We start from the raw sequence: 19,187 nt of genomic DNA, 5'->3' as shown, positions 1-19,187 counted from the left end.
ATGATTTCAGCAGTATTGAAGCCCCGGCCGGCATAATTTCGTGTCTGCCAGGTGTTATTGTTTTTAAAAATACAGCCAATACGTAATTATGCAACGGATTTACCGGGAAAAATCATTCACTCACCCATTACTACCCCTTCTCTGCGGCCATCTGCTCCGCCGAACCAGCCCTGCTCAATGCGCTGAACAGCCTGGATTCCACTGGTCAGCGAACGTTCTGAAATTTCATGGCCCTGATCCTCCAGATCACGAATTACCTCTTCGGGGAATCTTCCCTCCTCAAGCACGGACGGCCCGTTAAAATTGGCAAAATTGGGCATGTTAATCGCCTGCTGTGCATCAAGTCCGAAACCCAGCATTCCGGCCAGGGTTTTTGCCGTGTAATGGATAATAGCAGCGCCTCCCGGGGAGCCAAGCGTTGCGACCAGATCACCGCTTCCGGAATCGAAAACAAGTGTCGGGCTCATACTCGACCGCGGTTGTTTGCCGGGCTGCACCCTGTTGGCTATCAGCCGGCCTTCATCATCTTTTGGCTCAAAAGAAAAATCTGTCAGCTCGTTGTTAAGCATATAGCCCCCTCTCAGCCCGGTTCCCCCGTCAGCCATCACACGGCTGCCAAAGGCCTGCTCAATAGTCGTGGTCATGGACACAGCATTTCCGTCAGGATCGATAACACTAATGTGGCTTGTTCCTGCATCGGGCTGGACGGGGTGCTCACCGAACATTTCGGCTAACTCGCCCGGTTCGCCCGGCTCCGCCTGACCCATCGATTCAGAGCCAATGAGTGATGCACGCTCTGACAGATAATCAGGTTGAAGCATGCTTTGCCAGTCATCACCAGGAGCATGAACAAAATCAGGATCGCCGACATAGCGGCCGCGGTCTGCAAAGGCCAGTTTGGATGCCTCCAGGAACTGGTGCAGCCATTCGGCCGAGGGGATGGTGTCGGCCCGCAAGGGTTCCGGAGGCGGATTCAGGTTTTCCATGATTCCAAGAATCTGCATGACAGCAAGATGACCGGAGGAAGGCGGCGGAAATCCGCACACCCTGTACTCCCTCCATGGATTGCAAAGCGGTTCTGTTTCCGTTTCGCGATCGGGATAGCGGGTAATATCGCCAATTCTGATGGTACCGGGCCGGTCATGCCGGCGGACACGTTCCACCAGGTTATCCGCCACGGCACCCTGGTAAAACGCCGAAATTCCCTCTTCGGATATACGGTTGAGGATGCGGGCAAGCGCCGGATTTTTCAGTGTATGTCCGACCGGATGCGGTTCCCCCTCTTCATCAAAAAAATAATTGCGGGCAATCTCATCATCAGCCAGCCTTTCATCAGCAGAAACCTGCTGATACAGCCGTGGTGTGATCCGGAACCCCTCCTCTGCCAGTGTGATGGCAGGCACGAACAAATCCTTCCATTCGAGCTTGCCGTGCCTGCGGTGGGCGTCACGGAGCATCGCCAGGGTACCAGGTACACCGACCGAAAGACCGCTGTGAACAGCATCCGTAAAAGGAAGCGGATCTCCGTTTTCATCCAGAAACATTTCCTGGTTCGCACCGTCCGGAGCGGTTTCACGTCCGTTAAATGCGGTAACTTCGAGTCCGTCCCAGTGCAGCAGGAATGCTCCGCCTCCGATTCCACTCGACTGAGGTTCAACGAGTGTCAGCACCAGCTGAATGGCAATTGCGGCATCAACGGCCGAACCGCCGTTTTTCAGAATCTGATATCCGGCATCCGCGGCCAGAGGGTGCGCCGCCGCAACGGCGAATTCAGAGGTTTTCCATCCGGGGTTGGAAGTGTATCCGGTTGCAATTTCCGGCTGTTCCGGCAGGTCGTAATCGACGGTTTCTGCATCCTGATCCTTCTGTTCGCAGGCTGCGGACAGGGTGAGCATGAACACCAGTATCAAAAGCGGAAAAACGTTGAAGTATGCTGACTTTTTTTTCACGTAGCTATTTATACTTTTATTAAGTGATTCCGGAGCTCTCTGTTCAGGACAGAACTGCCTGCCTGACAGAACCACCTGCAGAACCAACTGACTTTTCGAACATTCATCCTCAAAAAAATACATAAAAAGAACTAATCGGCAATCGTGGATTCTGCATTCATTTTGTTACATTTAAGATATGACCAATGCAGCTGGCGCGGCTGAAGGGTGGTTCCTGCGGTTATTCAACCTGATCCGGCTGCGACCCATTACATACCTGATAATCTGTTCATACAATATGAAGTCACGGCATATCCGGCTATTCAACGGCATTGTGTTAATTGTGATTGCAATTTTGCTGACCCGTGTTCTTCATCACCGGATTGATACCATCCCTCCGCCCGGACCATTCTTCAGCCCCTACACCGGATTCTGGCAAAACATGGAGTCAGAGGGGATCAGGGATCTGGTGATTAAAGATACACATCTTCAGGATGAGGTGATGGTCCGGTACGATGACCGTGGTGTTCCTCACATTTTTGCCAGTAATGATTACGACCTTTATTTCGCCCAGGGTTTTGTGACTGCAAGAGACCGGCTCTGGCAAGTTGATTTTCAGTCTCGTGCCGCCGGGGGACGGATCTCCGAGATTGTCGGTGAGCAGGCGGTTTCGTATGATCGTGCGCAGAGGAGGCTTGGGATGGGCCATGGCGCCGACGTTAATGCCGCTTCCATGATGGAAGATCCGGAAATTGCTGCGGCAATCCGCGCTTACACCGAAGGTTTCAATGCCTGGATAGATCAGCTGCATCCTCGTGATTATCCGGTTGAATACAAAATCATGGATGCCGAACCGGACCGGTTCACCGAGCGGCATCCGGCGCTTATGCTGATGAACCTATCCCAGACCCTGACCTCCGGCTCCCGCGCACATGCCCAGACCAATGCCCTGGCCCTGCTTGATGAGGATATATACCATATGCTCTATCCGCAAGAGCTTCCGTGGGTTGATCCGATGATTCCGCCGGACCAGGAGTGGGATTTTGACCCTCTTATCCCGCAAAAACCGGATGACGACTTTGTCCCCGGAATAACGGATGAACTTCCTTTAAACGAGCCTCAATCTGGTATTGGGAGCAATTCCTGGGCTGTGGACGGAAGTAAAACGCAAAGCGGATACCCGATGCTGGCAAGTGATCCGCACCTTAGTGTCACACTTCCCTCGATCTGGCATGAAGTACAGCTGAACAGCGAGAATATCAATGTCTATGGTGTTGCTCCCCCGGCTGCACCCGGGGTTGTCATCGGATTCAACGAGTTAATCGCATGGGGGATCACCAATGCGGGGTCGCAGGTGCTTGATGTTTATGAAATCGAATTTCGCGATGAGAGCCGCCGGGAGTATCGTCACGACGGTGAGTGGAAGCCTGTTGAGCGGAGGATTGAAAAGATCCGGGTCAGAGGTGCTGAGACAGTGCAAGACACAGTTCTTTATACTCATCATGGTCCGGTCACCCAACCTTTTGATGAGACCATCGCATCGGAACGTTATCCCAAAGGCCATGCTGTAAAATGGCTGGCTCACCAACCGGGAAATATTCTGAAGGCTGTTTACGGTTACAACCGGGCGCGGAATGAGCAGGAATTTGAGGATGCCATGCGGCATTTTACCAATATCACTCAGAATTTCACCTATGCCGACCGTGAAGGAAACATTTCCATCGGCCATTACGGACAGTTTCCGGTTCGGTTCAGGGACCAGGGATCCTACATCAGCGACGGCAGTGATCCGGCATATGACTGGAATGAGTTCATTCCGTTTGAACATCTTCCGCGCAGCACCAATCCCGAACGGGGATTTGTAAGCACGGCAAATCAGAATCCTGTTGCTTCCGGCTATCCCTACTTTCTCGGCCGGTTTTATGCCGACTTCTCCCGCGGCGTCCGCATCAACAATTTGCTTGACGAGGCCGAAGATATGACAGCCGGCTTTTTCAAGGAGATGCTGATGGATGATCTTTCGCTGCATGCCGCCAAGATTCTTCCTTTCATGCTGCGCCGCCTTGACAACGATGACTATGGTGACAGGCGCGATACGATCATTGCCCTGCTCGAAGAGTGGGATTACCATTTTCGTCCTGACAGTCCCGTTGCCCATTTTTTCTCTTTGTGGGAACAAAAAATGCGCGATGAGTTATGGAATCCCCTGTTCAGTGAACATGAAAACAATGACATTTATATCAGGCGGCCGGATCGTACTGTAACTTACCACCTGCTGCTGGATGAAGAACATGATGTGTTCCGGACCGATGTGGACAGAAGCATTCAAGCTGCTTTCAACAATGCGGCAGACGAGTTTTTTGATAATTACGGAGATGATCCGGAATCGTGGCAGTATGGCTACGACCGCAATTTTTCCGTCGGTCATCTTGCTGACCTGCCCGGATTCGGCCGGGAGCGTGTGATCACAGGAGGCACGGCAGAAGCCGTCAATGCTGTCGGTTCCAGGCATGCTCCATCGTGGCGGATGATCGTTGAGCTCGGGCCTGAAATCCGCGCTTACGGACACTACCCGGGCGGACAACCGGGCAGGCCCGGACATCCCGATTACGACAAAATGATTGATGACTGGTCATCCGGAACCTTCCGGGAATTGCGTTTCTGGCACTCCGTCAACGAAGATGACGAACTCACATCATCGACAATCATTCTCAAACCAAACGAATCACAATGAATCCGGGATCTTCCGCAACGGCTCTTTTCGTGCTTGTCTTTTTGTCTGCACTGATACTGCAATTATTTTTGCCATGGTGGATTGTGGTGGTCATCGGCATTGGTGCAGGATGGATAAGCAAGCTGAAACCCTGGCAAACATCTGCTGTTGTATTTCTGGCTGTCGGGCTTCTCTGGGTGCTGTTTGCACTTTACCTGTCTGCAACACATTCAACGGCACTACTGGCCAGAATCAGCACCCTTTTCCAGCTGCCATCGGAATGGATGTTGTTTCCGGTGACCTTCCTTGTCGGTGCCCTGCCCGCCTCCATTGCGGCGCTGGGTGCGGGTCAGATCAAGCACTCCTCCCTGTTCAAACAAAATCCCGGGGGATAATCCGGTTCCATGTCCGAGAAAAAACCTTGAGATCATCCTCATAGGCATCCAGCTCCGCATGCAGGAAAAAGTGTTTGTCATCAGACCGCAGTACGGTTCGGGTATTGGTATGCACGCTCCAGTCCCCTCTTCGAAATGCCCGCTTTGCCTTGACCTCTCCTCTTACGGAGTTGAAGTTGGCCGTTTTGTAAGAATACCGCTCAAAAACACGATCTTCCATTTCCAGTTCAATATCTTCGATTTTCAACAATCCTCTGTCATTCTGCACCTCCAGCATGGAAAGGTCATGTGCCAGGTGCCTCTTTACAACCCAGTCGTGCCTGGCCGGCTGTATCTGCTTCACGGCGACCGGTTCTGCCCCCTCGGGTGCATCGAAAGCGGGCAGCTGAGAGTCTTCTTTTCGTGCAGGCCGGACCGGCATGTAGAGAATGGCCTCGCCTTCATAAACGGTCATTCTCACCGGTCTCGGCGGCGGCCAGGCCAGCGGCCAGTACGATGTGGACAAGGAGATCCGGAACCGGTGTCCCACGGGAAACTGCTGGGCCACATCGTTGAGCTGAACCCTGAAGCTGTATTTTTTACCCGGCTGCAGATACTGAGGATGCTCATTGCTGCGCTGATGCGTAAGATTCAGCAAGCCATACGTCACGCGGGTGGCCTTGTCGTCCGGGGCGACATCCGACAGCCGGACAGCTACCTGGGCAACTTTCTCATTCACACTGACATTCAGGTCTATCACAGGAGCCCCGAATATCTCCATCGGTTCCGTCAGCGGAGCACTTTCATAGACGAGCGATCCACCGTCCTCCTCCCGTTGATCGTTCGGAAGATCCGGAGGAGCGTTGTACGAACACCATTTACCGGCAAAAAGGCCCACACTGAGCGGCGACTGGATGGTCACGGCGGCTTCGGGCACTTTCGGTTCTCCTTTAAACCAGTGCAATTTTCTGTCGGATAATGCATAGCCGCTCATGGTGATGTGAGATGACGGCCAGGAATGTTCGGCAATCCACCGTCCCGGCTTCTGCTGGTACGTATTGGATGGAGGCACACTTTCCTGCATCCATACACGGTACATAGGTTCGTCCATAATTCCCGTATCCTTTCCCTTCAGCCAGTGATCCCACCAGCGCAGAGCTTCCTGGAGAAAACCGATGGCCGGACCCGGAACTCCGAGGTGGGGATATTTATGGCTCCAGGGACCGATCAATCCCTTGCGGGGCACTTTGAGGTGCTCCATCATCCTGCTGACCGCATTGGAGTAGCCATCCGCCCAGCCGCTGATTGCGTAGACCGGCACCTTTATCGCATCATAATCCTCACAAACCGATCCATGTTTCCAGTAATCGTCGCGGCGCTGGTGCTTCAGCCATGTTTCCAGCCAGAGTCCGCTGTTTTCAAGCCGGTTAAACCACATGTCGCGCCATTTTTTTCCCACCAGTTCAGGATCGGGCGGACAGCTGTTGAAGGCGAACATGATGGAAGCCCAGGAAAGATTATCCCCAAGGAGACATCCGCCCATATAATGAACATCATCGGCATAGCGATCATCCGTGGAGCACAGGCTGATGACACATTTCAGTTCCGGTGGCTGCAGTGCTGCAATCTGCAATCCGTTAAAACCGCCCCAGGAAATTCCCATCATACCGATATTGCCGTCACACCATTTCTGGGCGGCAATCCACCGGAGTACCTCAAGCCCGTCCTCCTGCTCCTGCGGGAGATATTCATCCATCAGCACGCCGTCCGACTCACCGCTTCCCCTGAGATCGACCCGCACGGCAGCGTAACCGTGTCCGGCGAACCAGGGATGCGCAACTGAATCCTGCCAGGCCTCCACGTCCCGTTTTCGATACGGGATGTATTCAAGGATGGCCGGGAAGGCTGTTATATCATCGGGACCGGGATCCGGGAGCCAGATTTTTGCTGCCAGTTTTGTACCGTCAGACAACGGGATGAACAGATTTTCGATCGTGGTGATTTGCCACGGGTAGTCTTGTCGTATGCGGAATGGATGTGGCATGGTAGCATATATTGAAGGTTTTAAAACAGGATTTCCGGTCTCAGTTTTTGGTGCTGTCCGAAGTCCGGTCCGGGTTGTTCCCGACGGGTGACATACGGAAGCTAAGTTCGCCAAGGCACAAGTTGTAGCGGCTCAGCAATTCCTTCCGGTTGTCCGCTCCCAGATATATGAGTGCACAAATATAGCTGTAGCTGTCCTGTTCGGGCAGATCGGACAGGTACATTCCGGGGCTGACATCCACCTGAATGATGGTCCCCGGGACACTGTTCCGGATGCGCTCGAGTTCGCGGTCACCGGGCACCTGCTCTACGAAGGCATCCCGAAACTCCCTGTAGAAACAGGCGGCAGCAAGTTTGTGCCTTCCTTTACCGTCAGGAATAGCGGGAATGCGGCCGGAGGCAAGATCAACCGGCACCTGGTGGTTGGAAACGCCATCCACTTTTTGGAAGAGTTCGCTGTGATGCTGGGCAATGCGGGTGTTGACCTCAAGCATGTAGATCTTGTTCATGCGGCGGTTCCAGAAAAACTCCATATTGAATGCGGAGTTGTTGAATGTGATATGATTCAGAAATGTTTTGCAGATGCGGGTCATTTCCCGCCGGATTCGCTGCGGAAGGACCGAGGGGTATTGATACCGAAAAAAAGCCGACCGGCCGGGATAGCGGATCGAGTCCACGATGCCGTGCACATGCAGCTCCCCGTCATGCATGCAGCCTTCGAGGGTGCACTGAAGTCCGCCAATCAGCTCTTCGGCAAGAAAGTAATGGGCTTTGACCTCCCGGACGTGATCGGGCATGGCGGGCTGCAGATAGTCCAGCAAACGGTCGAAAGGCCTTGAGATTCGTACGACCTGCTCCCGGATTACCGGTATGGCTTCATCCAGGTCCGATTTGTTTCTGATCATGAACCCCAGATGGGATCCGAATGATTTGACAGGTTTGATCCAGAACGGATAGGCAAGGGTGATCTCATCGGCCGGGTTGTCGCTGAAAGGGTCGAACAGACAGAAGCGCGGGATATGATCCGGAATGGACTGCTGCTGTTCGACGCGGCTCCAGTACTTGTGTTCGCATTTGATGAATGCATTCACCGATGCCGAGCGAAGCCCGAACCGTTCACAGAGCACAGGAACCATCGTGCTGACCGGGAAATCCATGTATCCGATAATCCCGTCGACTGTGCCCTGAAAGCCGGCAATTATATTTTCGGCCTTTTGGAGCAAATCGATAACCGGATACTCGTCCTGTTCGGTAACCTCCTCATAGGAAAGCAGTTCATGAAATTCATATTCATCAGCGTGCTGCAGGCCTTCAAGCCTGGCCCGGTTAAACTCATTGAGTCCGATCACAAACAGGTTCTTTTTTTTCATTTCCATGCCGGACTTTATATTACGGTTGCGATTCAATTCGCTGCCCGGGCGGCAGCAGGTCTGCCTGTTTGAATTCAAATCTTAGTCTTTCAACACACTCTCTGTACTTCCTGCCCAGATCACGATAGTTATTGGCTCCGAGGAAAATCCATGCCAGGTCGTAGCTGTAGCTGTCCTGCTCGTTCAGATCATAAAGCCGGACCCCCTCCGCAACTTTCACGTCAATAAGCGACCCGGGCACATCGCGCTGTATTTCTGCAATCTCTTCCGGTGTGGGTACCCGTGTGACGATCGCATCTTCCCACTTGCGGTAAAAAAACTTGGAAGCTCTGTTGTATTCCCCTTTTCGTTTGGGAAATGCGGGGTCGCGCCCCATTCCCAGCTCTACGGTAATCTGGTGATTGGAGGCGCCATCCACCTTTTCAAAAAGGTCACTGTGTGACTGCGATATCCGGGTATTTATTTCAAGCAGCCAGATCTTGCCGGTGGACTGGTTCCAGAAAAACTCGATGTTGAACGGATGATTGTCATAGCCGATATGTGCCAGCACATCTTCGGTGATTGCGGTCATGCGCTTCTGTACCGAAACGGGCAGCCGGGACGGGTAGTCATAATGGAAAAATGTCGATTTATTGGCATGGCGGATGGAATCAACCACACCATAAATATTTACTTTTCCATTAAAAACATATCCTTCCAGTGTACACTGCCGCCCTCCGATAATTTGTTCCGCTATACAGAAGCTGCCGTCCACCTTGCGGATTTCTGCAGGTACTTCAGCCCGGTCGAGGATGGCATTGAAGGGTTCGGCCATTCTTCCGATGTATTTCCGGATGACCCCGACGGCCCGGTCAAACTCCCTGCGGTTTTTAATGCGAAACCCGAGGTATGATCCGACTGATTTAACGGGTTTCAGCCAGAAAGGGAACTTCAGATCCACAGATGCATAAGGATCATCGGCAAACGGGTCAAGGGCGCAAAACCGCGGTACGGCATCGGGCACGATCTCTTTCTGAACTACCCGCCCCCAGTATTTATGCTGGCATTTCAGGATGCTCTCCAATGAGGGTGAGGTAAGTCCGAATTTCGGCCGCAGGATGGGGGTCATCATGCTGATAGGGAAATCAATATATGTCACGATGGCATCCACGGATCCGTTGAACTTTATCAGCTTTTTTTCCAGTTCGTTCAGCATGACCGGGATATTGTAATCATCCGCATCTTCAGCTTCTTCGGGCGGTATGAGTCCGTGAAATGTGTATGAGTCAAAGTTCCTGATGGATTTCAGTTTTTCATGATTGAATTCATTTAATCCGATCATGAAAACATTCTTCGAAGGCAGAGAAGGCATGGTGTCGTCCGGGAATAGCGTAAGTTGATGAGGGTAGGCCAACTACATCTGCAATAAAGTTAGCTCTATTCCGGATAACAAAGAAATAAATAATCTGTGCTATGAAAAAAATGAGGGTGGTTAATCGCGGGACAAAATCAGCACACTGTACGGGGCAATGCGAATCTTTCCAACGGGCGGGGAATCCTGATCTTTCGGTTCTGCATGCACCTCGGAACAACCGTTATTTCCAAAATCCGGATCATAGTGGTTGCTGTCACTGTTCAGGCGTACGATCCATTTCCCCGGTGACGGCATGACAATTTCATAATCATGCCGCTCATTTCCTGAAAAATTGGCGATTACAACCGTGCTGTCGCCGGGTCCGCCTTGGCTCCAGCGGTGCCATGCGATCATTTTCAGCTCGTGGCTCATATGAAACACATCCACTTCCTGGCCGGTAAGACCCAGTGTATTTCCATGTTTGTTGCGCCGCAGCGCGATAATATCCCTGTAAAAAAGATAGATGCCGTGAAAGGTTTCCAGTTTGGACCAGTCGACCGGATCCTGATCATGAAACCAGTCATCCTCCAGAAATTCCTGGCCCTGGAAGATCATGGGAATGCCGGGTGTTGTAAAAACGAGCGCGGCGCCAAGCAGGGATTTCTTTTTTGCCGCCCATGACGAGGCACTGCCGGGATCCACCTCTTCGGGTACCCTGGCTTTTCCGTTTGCCACCTCATCGTGGGATTCCGTGTAGATCACACGCTCGAATGCATTCAGATAGTACCGGTGAAGTATGGCATCCCTGATTTCGTCCATGTTGCGGTAGTGATCATGGCGGGCCAGAAGATTTTTACGGACGTTGTGCACGAAACGGGCATTCCACTGCGTATCAAATCCGGCACCACCGTCTTCCGGCATTTTGGTCAGGGCGGCGTTGTTCTGCAGATCCTCGGCAATGTTTATGGCTGTCGGCCGGAAATCCTTTATTTCCCCGGTAACCTGCTGCATCAGGCTCCATCCGTCCGGAAGATCACCTCCGGGATCGCCGTCATGCCCGTGAACATTCCGGATGTAGGATGTCATATCCCATCGCAGTCCGTCGATATTATACTCGCATAGCCACATGAGCGCATTATCGCGGATGAACCTGCGGACTTGCTCCCTGCCGTAGTCGGGGCGGGTATGCCCCCAGGGCGTTTCGGCCCTCCAGTCATTATAGAAATAAATGCCGCCCATATTGTTTTCACTCCAACCGTCGAACTGCCACAGGTCCAGGTCGTCCGGTCCGAAGTGATTGTAGACGACGTCGAGGATTACGGCGATTCCCAGCCGGTGCGCTTCTTCCACAAACTTCCGGAACTGGTACAATCGTCCGTATTCACTTTCCACTGCAAAAATGTGAGCCGGATTGTAACCCCATGAATAACTGCCGGCAAACTCTGCCAGAGGCATGATTTCAACCGCATTGATGCCCAGATCGCGAAGATATGGCAAGTGCCTTGCTGCGCCCTCGAGGGTGCCGGGACCGGACTGATCCTCTGTTTTGCCAAAAGTGCCAATATGAATTTCGTAGATAATCAGTTCATTCATCGGCGGCGGCTCGAAAGGCTTCATATCGCTGCAAAGCTGCAGTGGCCTGATGACACCATTGCCTCTGGAATCTGTCACTTTCCGGGCATAGGGATCGATGCGATAAAGCTCCTTGTCCCCGTTGATAATCCGGTAGCGGTACTCGTCGCCGTCCTTGACGCCCTCGATGTCGGCCTTCCATACCCCATTTTTGCCGGGTATCATGGGATTCGCCTGCTTGTCCCAGTTGTTGAACGAACCCGTTACGAAAACGTCATCAGCATGGGGTGCCCAGACCGAAAACCGGCATCCTTTGTCATGCAATACTGCCCCTTTATCTCTCAACAGCTCCATCGGTCCGGTGGTATAATGTTCGGGATCAAAAAGCGTTTAGCACATGTTTCCAATTTAGCAATAATCACGGTATAATCCAGCTGCCGCCGGTGGTGGTAATTACCTCAATTCCAAAACATGACGTATCTCTCAGCAGAACAGCTTTCCAAATCATTTGGCATCAAACCACTGTTTGAAGGACTCACATTCGGTCTTTCAAAGGGGGACAAGACCGCACTCGTGGCGCCCAACGGTACTGGCAAATCGACACTTCTGAGAGTGCTGGCCGGCAGCGAGACCCCGGATGAAGGCAAGGTGATGATTCGGAACGGCGTTCGCGTCGGCTTTCTCGAACAGGAGCCGCGCCTTGATGACCAACTGACCATCAGGAAATGCATCTCCCGGGACCGCTCAGATGTTGTTTCCACCATCCGGCGCTACGAAAAGGCGGTTAAAGCCCAGGAGGAGAAGGTAACCGAAAATTCCAGAAAGGAGTACGATGAGGCTCTTGCCGCCATGAACGCCGCTGATGCCTGGGATTACGAACAGCGTATGAAGCAGATTCTGGGCAGGCTTAACATTCATGAACTGGATCAGAGTATTGCTTCTCTCTCCGGCGGAGAGCGAAAGCGTGTCGCGCTTGCGTTTGTCCTGCTCGATAATCCTGACATTCTGCTTCTTGACGAGCCGACCAACCATCTTGACATTGAGATGATCGAGTGGCTGGAAAGCTATCTCGAAAAAAGCACGACTACCCTGCTGATGGTGACCCATGACCGCTATTTCCTGGATCGGGTATGCAATCACATTATCGAAATCGATCAGGGAAAGCTCTACCACCACAAGGGAAACTACTCATATTATCTGCAAAAAAAGGCCGAACGGCAGCAAGCCGAGGAGCAATCCGTCAACAAGGCCGGACAGCTGCTCAAAAAAGAGCTTGAGTGGATGCGCCGGGCACCCAAGGCCCGCGGAACCAAGTCCAAGTCACGTATTTCCGCTTTTTACGAAACCGAAGAAAAGGTGAAACAGCAGACCGGCGGACCAGGACTGCGGCTGGACATCTCGATGCAGCGCATGGGGAAAAAGATCCTCGAACTTAAAAATGTGAGCAAATCGTTCGGCAGCACGGTGATACTTGACAGCTTCTCCTACTCCTTCAACCGGGGCGAGCGTATCGGTATTATCGGCAATAACGGATCCGGCAAAACCACCTTTCTGAATATCCTTACCGGAGAGGAGGAAGCTGACGCAGGCTTCATCGACAAAGGGTCCACTATTATTTACGGCCATTATCGACAGCAGGGCCTGGAGGCAGATGAGAATCTGAGAGTTATTGAAGTGATAAAGGAGATTGCCGAAGTAATCACCTTGTCGGACGGCAGGCAGATCTCTGCATCCCAGTTTCTGGAACATTTCATGTTTCCGTCCAAAATGCAGTATACGCCGGTAGGCAAACTGAGCGGCGGTGAACGCCGAAGACTGGGCCTGATGATGGTTCTGATCAAGAACCCCAATTTCCTCATTCTGGATGAGCCCACCAATGACCTTGATCTGGAGACACTCACCCGGCTTGAAGATTTTCTTCAGGATTTCGGAGGGTGTCTGATCGTCGTGTCACACGACCGCTTTTTCATGGAAAAGCTGGTTGATCATTATTTTATTTTCGAGGGTAATGGTCACATCCGGGATTTTAATGGTACGTATCGTGAGTACCGGCAGGAACTGGCACAGAAAGAGAAAGGCGATCCCGCTACCGACCACAAATCATCCGATGGCGCCGGACAGAGCCGCTCCGGTTCAAAGTCAAAACAGCGTGCAGCAAACGGTAAGAAAAACGACGGGCACAACGTATCCGGCAACGGATCCGACGGGTTTGGTGCTGATGTCAAAAAAAAGCTGAGCTACAAGGAGCGCAAGGAACTGGGGGCTCTCGAAAAAGAAATTGCAAAGCTTGAAGAAGAGAAGTCAGAAATAGAGACAGCGTTAGCCTCCGGCACACTGGAATATGAGGATTTGCAGCATAAGTCCGAGCGGCATGGCGAGCTGGGAGCACTTATTGATCAGAAAAGCGAGCGCTGGCTTGAACTGGCCGAACGTGAAGGTATCTGAACGCGAGAGGTTTTTGAGCGCGCGAGAATTTGAGCGTATGCGTAATTAAATGCGAAAATATTTAAACGAGAGAGCTGTAACATAACAAAGCCATCCTGCCTCTGGCAGAATGGCTTTGTAAATGAGGCTCGTCACCTGTGTTTCTCCATTGAGTCACATTTTAAATGACCCATATGTCACTCACAGGTTTGGCATAAACCCGTACAAGATCACGGCTTATTACCGGATCAGTTGTATCCCGGATTCTGCTCAAGTTCGGGATTGACATCAATCTCACGGGCTGGGATCGGGAAGATCACCATGTCTGCGTCGTGAGGAATGACCCGACCCTGGTTTTCATCCTGGATATCCAGTCCGCGGCGTAGGAAATCATGCTTGCGATGCCCTTCGAAGCTGAGCTCAAGATACCGCTCATGCAGAATCAGATCCACCAGTTCATCACCATTGGCGAAATCATCTTCATCATACTCAGAAGCTCCGGCACGGTTACGGATCGTATTAAGATCGGTCAGCGCCTGCTCGTATTCGCTCAGTTCGGCTGCCGCTTCTGCGCGCATCAGGTAGACATCCGCCATGCGAAGCACGGGAATATTGTCTTCCTGGCTGCCTCCTACCCACTTGCCGGTGAAGATATCACCTTCTTCCGACTCATCGTCTGTCTCATAATGGAGGCCGCTCAGCCGTTCATCATCTTCTTCAAACGACTCCACGAGTTTGGAGAATGCACGGATGTCACCGCGGCCACCCTCTGAATCAGGGATATGGAAAGAAGCAATGGCATCGTTCACACCGATCTGATCGTCTGCACGGTTCTGAACGGCAAAGATAAACTCAGGACCGTTATAGTTGACGTCAGCCCAGGGTGTTACAACATCGGCAGACAACTGATACGGGGATGTTTCGATCACGGCGTTGGCATGATCATATGCCAGCTGCCATTCTTCCTGATGGAGGTAGACGCGTGCCAGAAGTGCCTGTGCGGCACCTACAGTTGCCTGACCGTCAAAGGCTTGTTCCGCCGGAAGATTGGCCTCGGCAAACTCAAGATCTTCAATGATCTGGTCGTATACATCACCTACAGAAGCTCTCGGGAGATTGAGATGTTCGCCCGGCTCATCGGTTGGTTCCAGAACCAGCGGAATACCGGGGTTGTCCCGGCCGTCAATGTAGGGTCTGGCAAAATAGCGTACCAGATGGAAATGGCTCAGCGCTCTGACAAACATGGCCTCTGCCTGCCATCCGGCAATAACTTCGCCGGATACATCCGGAACCTCTTCGGCACCTTCAATGATATTGTTGGCTCGGTTGACCGGATTGTAGGTATCAGCCCATATGTCCAGAATAGATATATTTGTACTGCTTATAGGATCGTAGTCTCTGATATTCAGGAACGTAGTAAACGATCCTGTAAAACGGGATACATCGGTCGGAAAATCAGCGGCCATAATGCCGATACCGCCATATGCACCACCTTCCTGCAGTCCGTCATACATTCCGACAACAGCCGCTTCAGCAGCGGATGCATCGGTGAAAATCTCTTCATCTGAGAGGGACTGCTCAGGCTCGATATTAAGTACATCGCAGGAAGCCAGGAAAAACAGTCCTGCAATGAGAGATACGGGTAAAATTGACTTTGGATATTTCATAATGAAAAGCTCTTTTAAAAAATTGGATACGGATTGATTACTGATTTTGAAGGAGATCTGATGCCGGTTACCTGCCGGCACCAGACCATATCAACATCAATCAAAAGTTCAGGTTGACTCCACCGGTGATGGTACGCTGTTGCGGCGGTGTAAAGAAGAGTTCGCCACGGTCGAGGTTACCTGATGCACCGTCTGCTGAACCTTCCGGATCCCCGACACTCAGGTTATGAGATGTCCAAAGATTGGTTCCCTGAACAAACAACCGGGCATTGGCGATTCCCAGTTGCTCAGTAAAGTTGTGAGGAAGGTTGTAGGAGAGGGTGAGTTCACGCAGCCGGATGTAACTTCCGTCTTCAAGAAAACGTGTGGATGCTCTCGTTGCATCATCAGCAAGGTCACCGAATACGTTTCTTGGAACATCGGTCTCGTCTCCCGGTTCCTGCCAGCGGTCCATGTAATCTGTATGCAGATTGAAGGTAGCAGGTGTCATCATAAACCGGTACGTATCATTGTACACGTCATGTCCGGTAGCATACTGGAAAAACACATCCAGACCGAATCCACGGTAATTGAATGAATTTTCAATACCGCCAAACCATGACGGGTCGACCTGTCCGGCAATTACTCGATCTCCGTCACCGGGATCATTGGTAATTTCACCCTCTTTATCAAGCCATTGTGCTTCTCCTGTCTCCGGATCTACTCCATGCCAGCGAATCAGATAAAAGCTTCCAAGCGGTTCGCCTTCTCTTACCCGCTGAAGTCCGGCGGAAATATCCTCTCCGTCTACGAGCTCTGTGACTTCATTTTCATTATAGGAAACATTGAAACGGGTGGTCCACTGGAATTCACCGGCGAGATTCAGAGTCTCGAGTGTGAGTTCGACACCCTGGTTGACCATACTGCCCACGTTTTGTACAACATTCTGAAATCCGCTGGAGTACGGAGTCTGAACGGGAAGCAGCATGTCATCGGTGCGGCTGTGATAGTAATCAGCCGAGAGTGAGACCCTGTCTTCAAACAGTGCAGCGTCCATTCCGATATCAAACTGATAAGTACTCTCCCAGGTCAGGTCCGGATTGGCCAGCTGAGAAGGATAGAGTCCCGGGAGATTGGCATAATCAGCACCGCCGAAGAGTCCTCTGGACTGAAAATCACCAATCTGATCATTACCCGTGATACCGTAACTTACGCGGAATCTGAGATCGGTAAAGGTGTCGATATCAAAGAAATCCTCTTCACTGATCCTCCATGCAACGGCACCGGCCGGGAAGAATCCGTAGCGATTATCTTCCCCAAAGCGGGAAGATCCGTCGATACGTGCACTTCCTTCGATTGTGTATCGGTCATCATAAGTATAAGTTGCACGGGTGAAATAAGATTCCATTCCGAAGTTGTCATCAACAAAGGAAGTGTAGTCAAGTACATCTGCAGCCGAAGCGACATTCGGGAAAAGGTCACTGACGAATGCCGTACCTGCTGCAGTTACCTGAAGACGCTGATGGCGCTGCAATTCCGTCCCGGCAACTGCAGTCAGCCTGTGTACATCCTCAAATGTGCGGGAATAATTGGCTGTCGCGGTGACTGTCCAGTTCTCAGTTTCACGCACGTTTTGTGAACCAAGTCCGGTTGGAGCACCGTCACCGGTAAGCTCAGAATAGCGGCGGTAATCATCGGAGTTGAGCAGGTCAAGTCCACCTGACAGTCTGAGAGTAAGATGCTGTGTCGGACGGACCTCACCGAAAAGATTACCCAGTACACGCCAGTGATTAGTGGAGTACTGATTGTTTTCTGCTACGGCAACCGGGTTGTCCGCAATATTCCAGGGATTGGCAAAATTGTAAATTTCAGCTTCCTCATCCTGATATATCGGGACAACCGGTGGAATGAGAGCGGCGGAAGTGAGTGTACCGGCAACCAGGTTATCGGTCGGTGCACGGTCATTCATCGTCCGGGTCAGTCCCACATTAGCACCTACACGGATGCGTTCTGTTGCATCATGCTCCAGGTTCAGCCTGGCGCTGAGGCGCTGAAATTCATTCTCAATGATATATCCTTCGGTTTGATGGTACGTACCGCTTACATAGTACCGCGTCGATACATCTCCGCCTCTTGCCGATACGCTGAGTTCCTGCAGCGTTCCGGTACGGAATGACTCATCAACAAAATCATATGTCGGAGCTTCATCAGCGTCCGGGACTTCCGGATAGTCCATAAATGTCTCAAATCCGGGAATTACTTCTCCCTGGGTAAGCAAGGAATAATTGTCAAATGCCTCCCGATATACTTCGGACCACTGGGGACCATCAAGTACATCCCAGTCAAACGTGGCATCGGTCACACCACGGAAATAGTTTACCGAAATGTCTGTACGGTCCATGGCCTCACCCTGCTTGGTAGTGATCAGGACAACACCATTTGCGCCTCTGGAACCATAAATAGCGGTAGCGGAGGCATCCTTGAGCACCTCAATGGACTCGATATCGCCCGGATTGAGATCAGCAAGAGCATTTGTGCGTTGACCAAGCTCCCCACCAGTTTCACCGGTAGTCACGGGTATACCATCAATGACATACAGCGGCTGATTGCCGGCCTGGATTGATGATGAACCGCGGACACGGACGTTAACAACTCCGCCTGCAACACCGGATGCGGAAGACACCTGAACACCTGCGGTTCGTCCCTGGAGGAGCTGTTCCGGAGTGGTAACCGGTGTATTTTCAATTTGTTCGGCGCTTACGGATGATACGGAACCGGTGACATCGCGGCGAACACGTTCGCCATAACCGACAACGACCATTTCGTCAAGTCCGACCATATCCACATCCATTTCAAAGTTCAGGATGTTTTCTCCCTCTGATATGGTTACTGACTCTTCAATTGTTGCGTAACCGACGTAAGTAACGCTGACCAGATGCTCACCGGTCGGGATATTCTCGATGACATACTGTCCATCGACATTACTCACGTCACCTACCTCCAGTTCTTCAATAAATACATTAACACCAGCCAGTGTTTCTCCTGTTTGGGCATCTGTGACCTCTCCTGTCAGGCTGCCGGTTTGCGACAAAGCAACCGGTGCTGCAAAGAGGCAGATCACCAATGACAACAGTACATTTCTGAACATATATAACCTCAGTCTTTATTATTGATTTTGTTCCCACCTGGAGCCGGAAAGGTCCGGCATATTCAATCTTTCTGTATGGAAAACCATCTTTCTATTGTTGATGTCTGCTTTAAGAACACCTTAAACCGATTCTAATGTACAGAGCCATCTATGAAGTAATGTCTGACCCAGTACAATGAAAGGACAACAACAAGATTTTTCAGCCGTAGTGCTTCGGCTAAAAAAGCAAAGTTAATGATTATATCAATTAACGCAAGACTCCCGGATATCCCTGAAAAATGAATACTTTACGGCAACCGGTGCGACTTTTACATATTCGCTTCAGAATAAATAATTTCAATAATTTAGCGTCTTTAAATTCTTAAAATACTGTAATAATCGTCCGATGTTAACGCATAAACAAACATGTATTTTAAGATCTTCGTATATCAATGCAGTACTGTATTTTATTGGGCTTAAATACTTCTTTTCAATACAATTACAATATGAAATTACATTTGATAAACTGAAATAAAACAGACTGGTTTGATTTCAATTATTGTCCTTGTTAACCTATTTTTATTTACTGGTAATTTCCAGTACATTTATTTTATTAAAGTTTTACATTTTTTAAATACAATATCTGGACACATCTGA

10 protein-coding genes are annotated in these 19,187 nt (G+C 51.1%); 3 read left to right on the top strand and 7 right to left on the bottom strand.

Annotated elements, in window-relative coordinates; genetic code table 11:
- Positions 1-116: 116 nt before the first annotated feature.
- Positions 117-1,895 (bottom strand): gamma-glutamyltransferase, encoded by a 1,779-nt coding sequence (gene ggt, locus NATSA_RS10150; protein ID WP_246481792.1) that lies wholly within the window; start codon positions 1,893-1,895, stop codon positions 117-119.
- 376 nt (positions 1,896-2,271) lie between these two features.
- Here ggt and NATSA_RS10145 point away from each other — a divergent pair, with 376 nt between their 5' ends.
- Positions 2,272-4,662 carry a penicillin acylase family protein gene (locus NATSA_RS10145; protein ID WP_210512259.1) on the top strand — a complete coding sequence of 797 codons (2,391 nt, stop codon included), beginning with the start codon at positions 2,272-2,274 and terminating at the stop codon, positions 4,660-4,662.
- On the top strand, positions 4,659-5,036 hold the full coding sequence (locus tag NATSA_RS10140; RefSeq protein WP_210512257.1) for a hypothetical protein: 378 nt from the start codon (positions 4,659-4,661) through the stop codon (positions 5,034-5,036). Before NATSA_RS10145 ends, NATSA_RS10140 begins: the two co-directional genes overlap by 4 nt.
- Here NATSA_RS10140 and NATSA_RS10135 read toward each other — a convergent pair.
- The 4 genes from NATSA_RS10135 to NATSA_RS10120 form a co-directional block, all read right to left on the bottom strand.
- The gene (locus tag NATSA_RS10135) at positions 5,014-7,059 is read right to left on the bottom strand and encodes a CocE/NonD family hydrolase (RefSeq protein ID WP_210512250.1); all 2,046 of its coding nucleotides are present in this window, start codon (positions 7,057-7,059) and stop codon (positions 5,014-5,016) included. The two genes, NATSA_RS10140 and NATSA_RS10135, sit on opposite strands and share 23 nt — an antisense overlap.
- 40 nt (positions 7,060-7,099) lie before the next feature.
- Positions 7,100-8,428, bottom strand: coding sequence for an ATP-grasp domain-containing protein (locus NATSA_RS10130; RefSeq protein WP_210512249.1), 1,329 nt, complete (start codon positions 8,426-8,428; stop codon positions 7,100-7,102).
- Positions 8,429-8,447: 19 nt separating this feature from the next.
- Entirely contained in the window at positions 8,448-9,779 is a 1,332-nt protein-coding gene (locus NATSA_RS10125) for an ATP-grasp domain-containing protein (protein ID WP_210512247.1), read from the bottom strand.
- Positions 9,780-9,899: 120 nt separating this feature from the next.
- Positions 9,900-11,687 carry an alpha-amylase family glycosyl hydrolase gene (locus tag NATSA_RS10120; protein WP_210512245.1) on the bottom strand — a complete coding sequence of 596 codons (1,788 nt, stop codon included), beginning with the start codon at positions 11,685-11,687 and terminating at the stop codon, positions 9,900-9,902.
- Between the two features lie 117 nt (positions 11,688-11,804).
- Here NATSA_RS10120 and NATSA_RS10115 point away from each other — a divergent pair, with 117 nt between their 5' ends.
- Positions 11,805-13,778 carry an ABC-F family ATP-binding cassette domain-containing protein gene (locus NATSA_RS10115; protein WP_210512243.1) on the top strand — a complete coding sequence of 658 codons (1,974 nt, stop codon included), beginning with the start codon at positions 11,805-11,807 and terminating at the stop codon, positions 13,776-13,778.
- A gap of 227 nt (positions 13,779-14,005) precedes the next feature.
- On the opposite strand, the gene NATSA_RS10110 is transcribed toward NATSA_RS10115, so the two are convergent.
- Both NATSA_RS10110 and NATSA_RS10105 read right to left on the bottom strand, forming a co-directional pair.
- Positions 14,006-15,424, bottom strand: coding sequence for a RagB/SusD family nutrient uptake outer membrane protein (locus NATSA_RS10110; protein WP_210512241.1), 1,419 nt, complete (start codon positions 15,422-15,424; stop codon positions 14,006-14,008).
- Positions 15,425-15,524: 100 nt separating this feature from the next.
- Positions 15,525-18,551 carry a SusC/RagA family TonB-linked outer membrane protein gene (locus NATSA_RS10105; RefSeq protein WP_210512239.1) on the bottom strand — a complete coding sequence of 1,009 codons (3,027 nt, stop codon included), beginning with the start codon at positions 18,549-18,551 and terminating at the stop codon, positions 15,525-15,527.
- Positions 18,552-19,187: the final 636 nt, after the last annotated feature.

This window comes from Natronogracilivirga saccharolytica (assembly GCF_017921895.1).
GTDB lineage: Bacteria > Bacteroidota > Rhodothermia > Balneolales > Natronogracilivirgulaceae > Natronogracilivirga > Natronogracilivirga saccharolytica.
Note: the sequence above shows the minus strand (reverse complement) of the source record. Positions and strands in the feature narration are given on the sequence as shown.

Excerpts from the sequence above, each read along its gene's own strand:
- NATSA_RS10105 (WP_210512239.1), bottom strand. The coding sequence starts at position 18,551 with ATGTTCAGAAATGTACTGTTGTCATTGGTGATCTGCCTCTTTGCAGCA.
- NATSA_RS10135 (WP_210512250.1), bottom strand. The coding sequence starts at position 7,059 with ATGCCACATCCATTCCGCATACGACAAGACTACCCGTGGCAAATCACC.
- NATSA_RS10120 (WP_210512245.1), bottom strand. The coding sequence starts at position 11,687 with ATGGAGCTGTTGAGAGATAAAGGGGCAGTATTGCATGACAAAGGATGC.
- NATSA_RS10115 (WP_210512243.1), top strand. The coding sequence starts at position 11,805 with ATGACGTATCTCTCAGCAGAACAGCTTTCCAAATCATTTGGCATCAAA.
- NATSA_RS10125 (WP_210512247.1), bottom strand. The coding sequence starts at position 9,779 with ATGCCTTCTCTGCCTTCGAAGAATGTTTTCATGATCGGATTAAATGAA.
- NATSA_RS10130 (WP_210512249.1), bottom strand. The coding sequence starts at position 8,428 with ATGAAAAAAAAGAACCTGTTTGTGATCGGACTCAATGAGTTTAACCGG.
- ggt (WP_246481792.1), bottom strand. The coding sequence starts at position 1,895 with ATGCTCACCCTGTCCGCAGCCTGCGAACAGAAGGATCAGGATGCAGAA.
- NATSA_RS10110 (WP_210512241.1), bottom strand. The coding sequence starts at position 15,424 with ATGAAATATCCAAAGTCAATTTTACCCGTATCTCTCATTGCAGGACTG.
- NATSA_RS10140 (WP_210512257.1), top strand. The coding sequence starts at position 4,659 with ATGAATCCGGGATCTTCCGCAACGGCTCTTTTCGTGCTTGTCTTTTTG.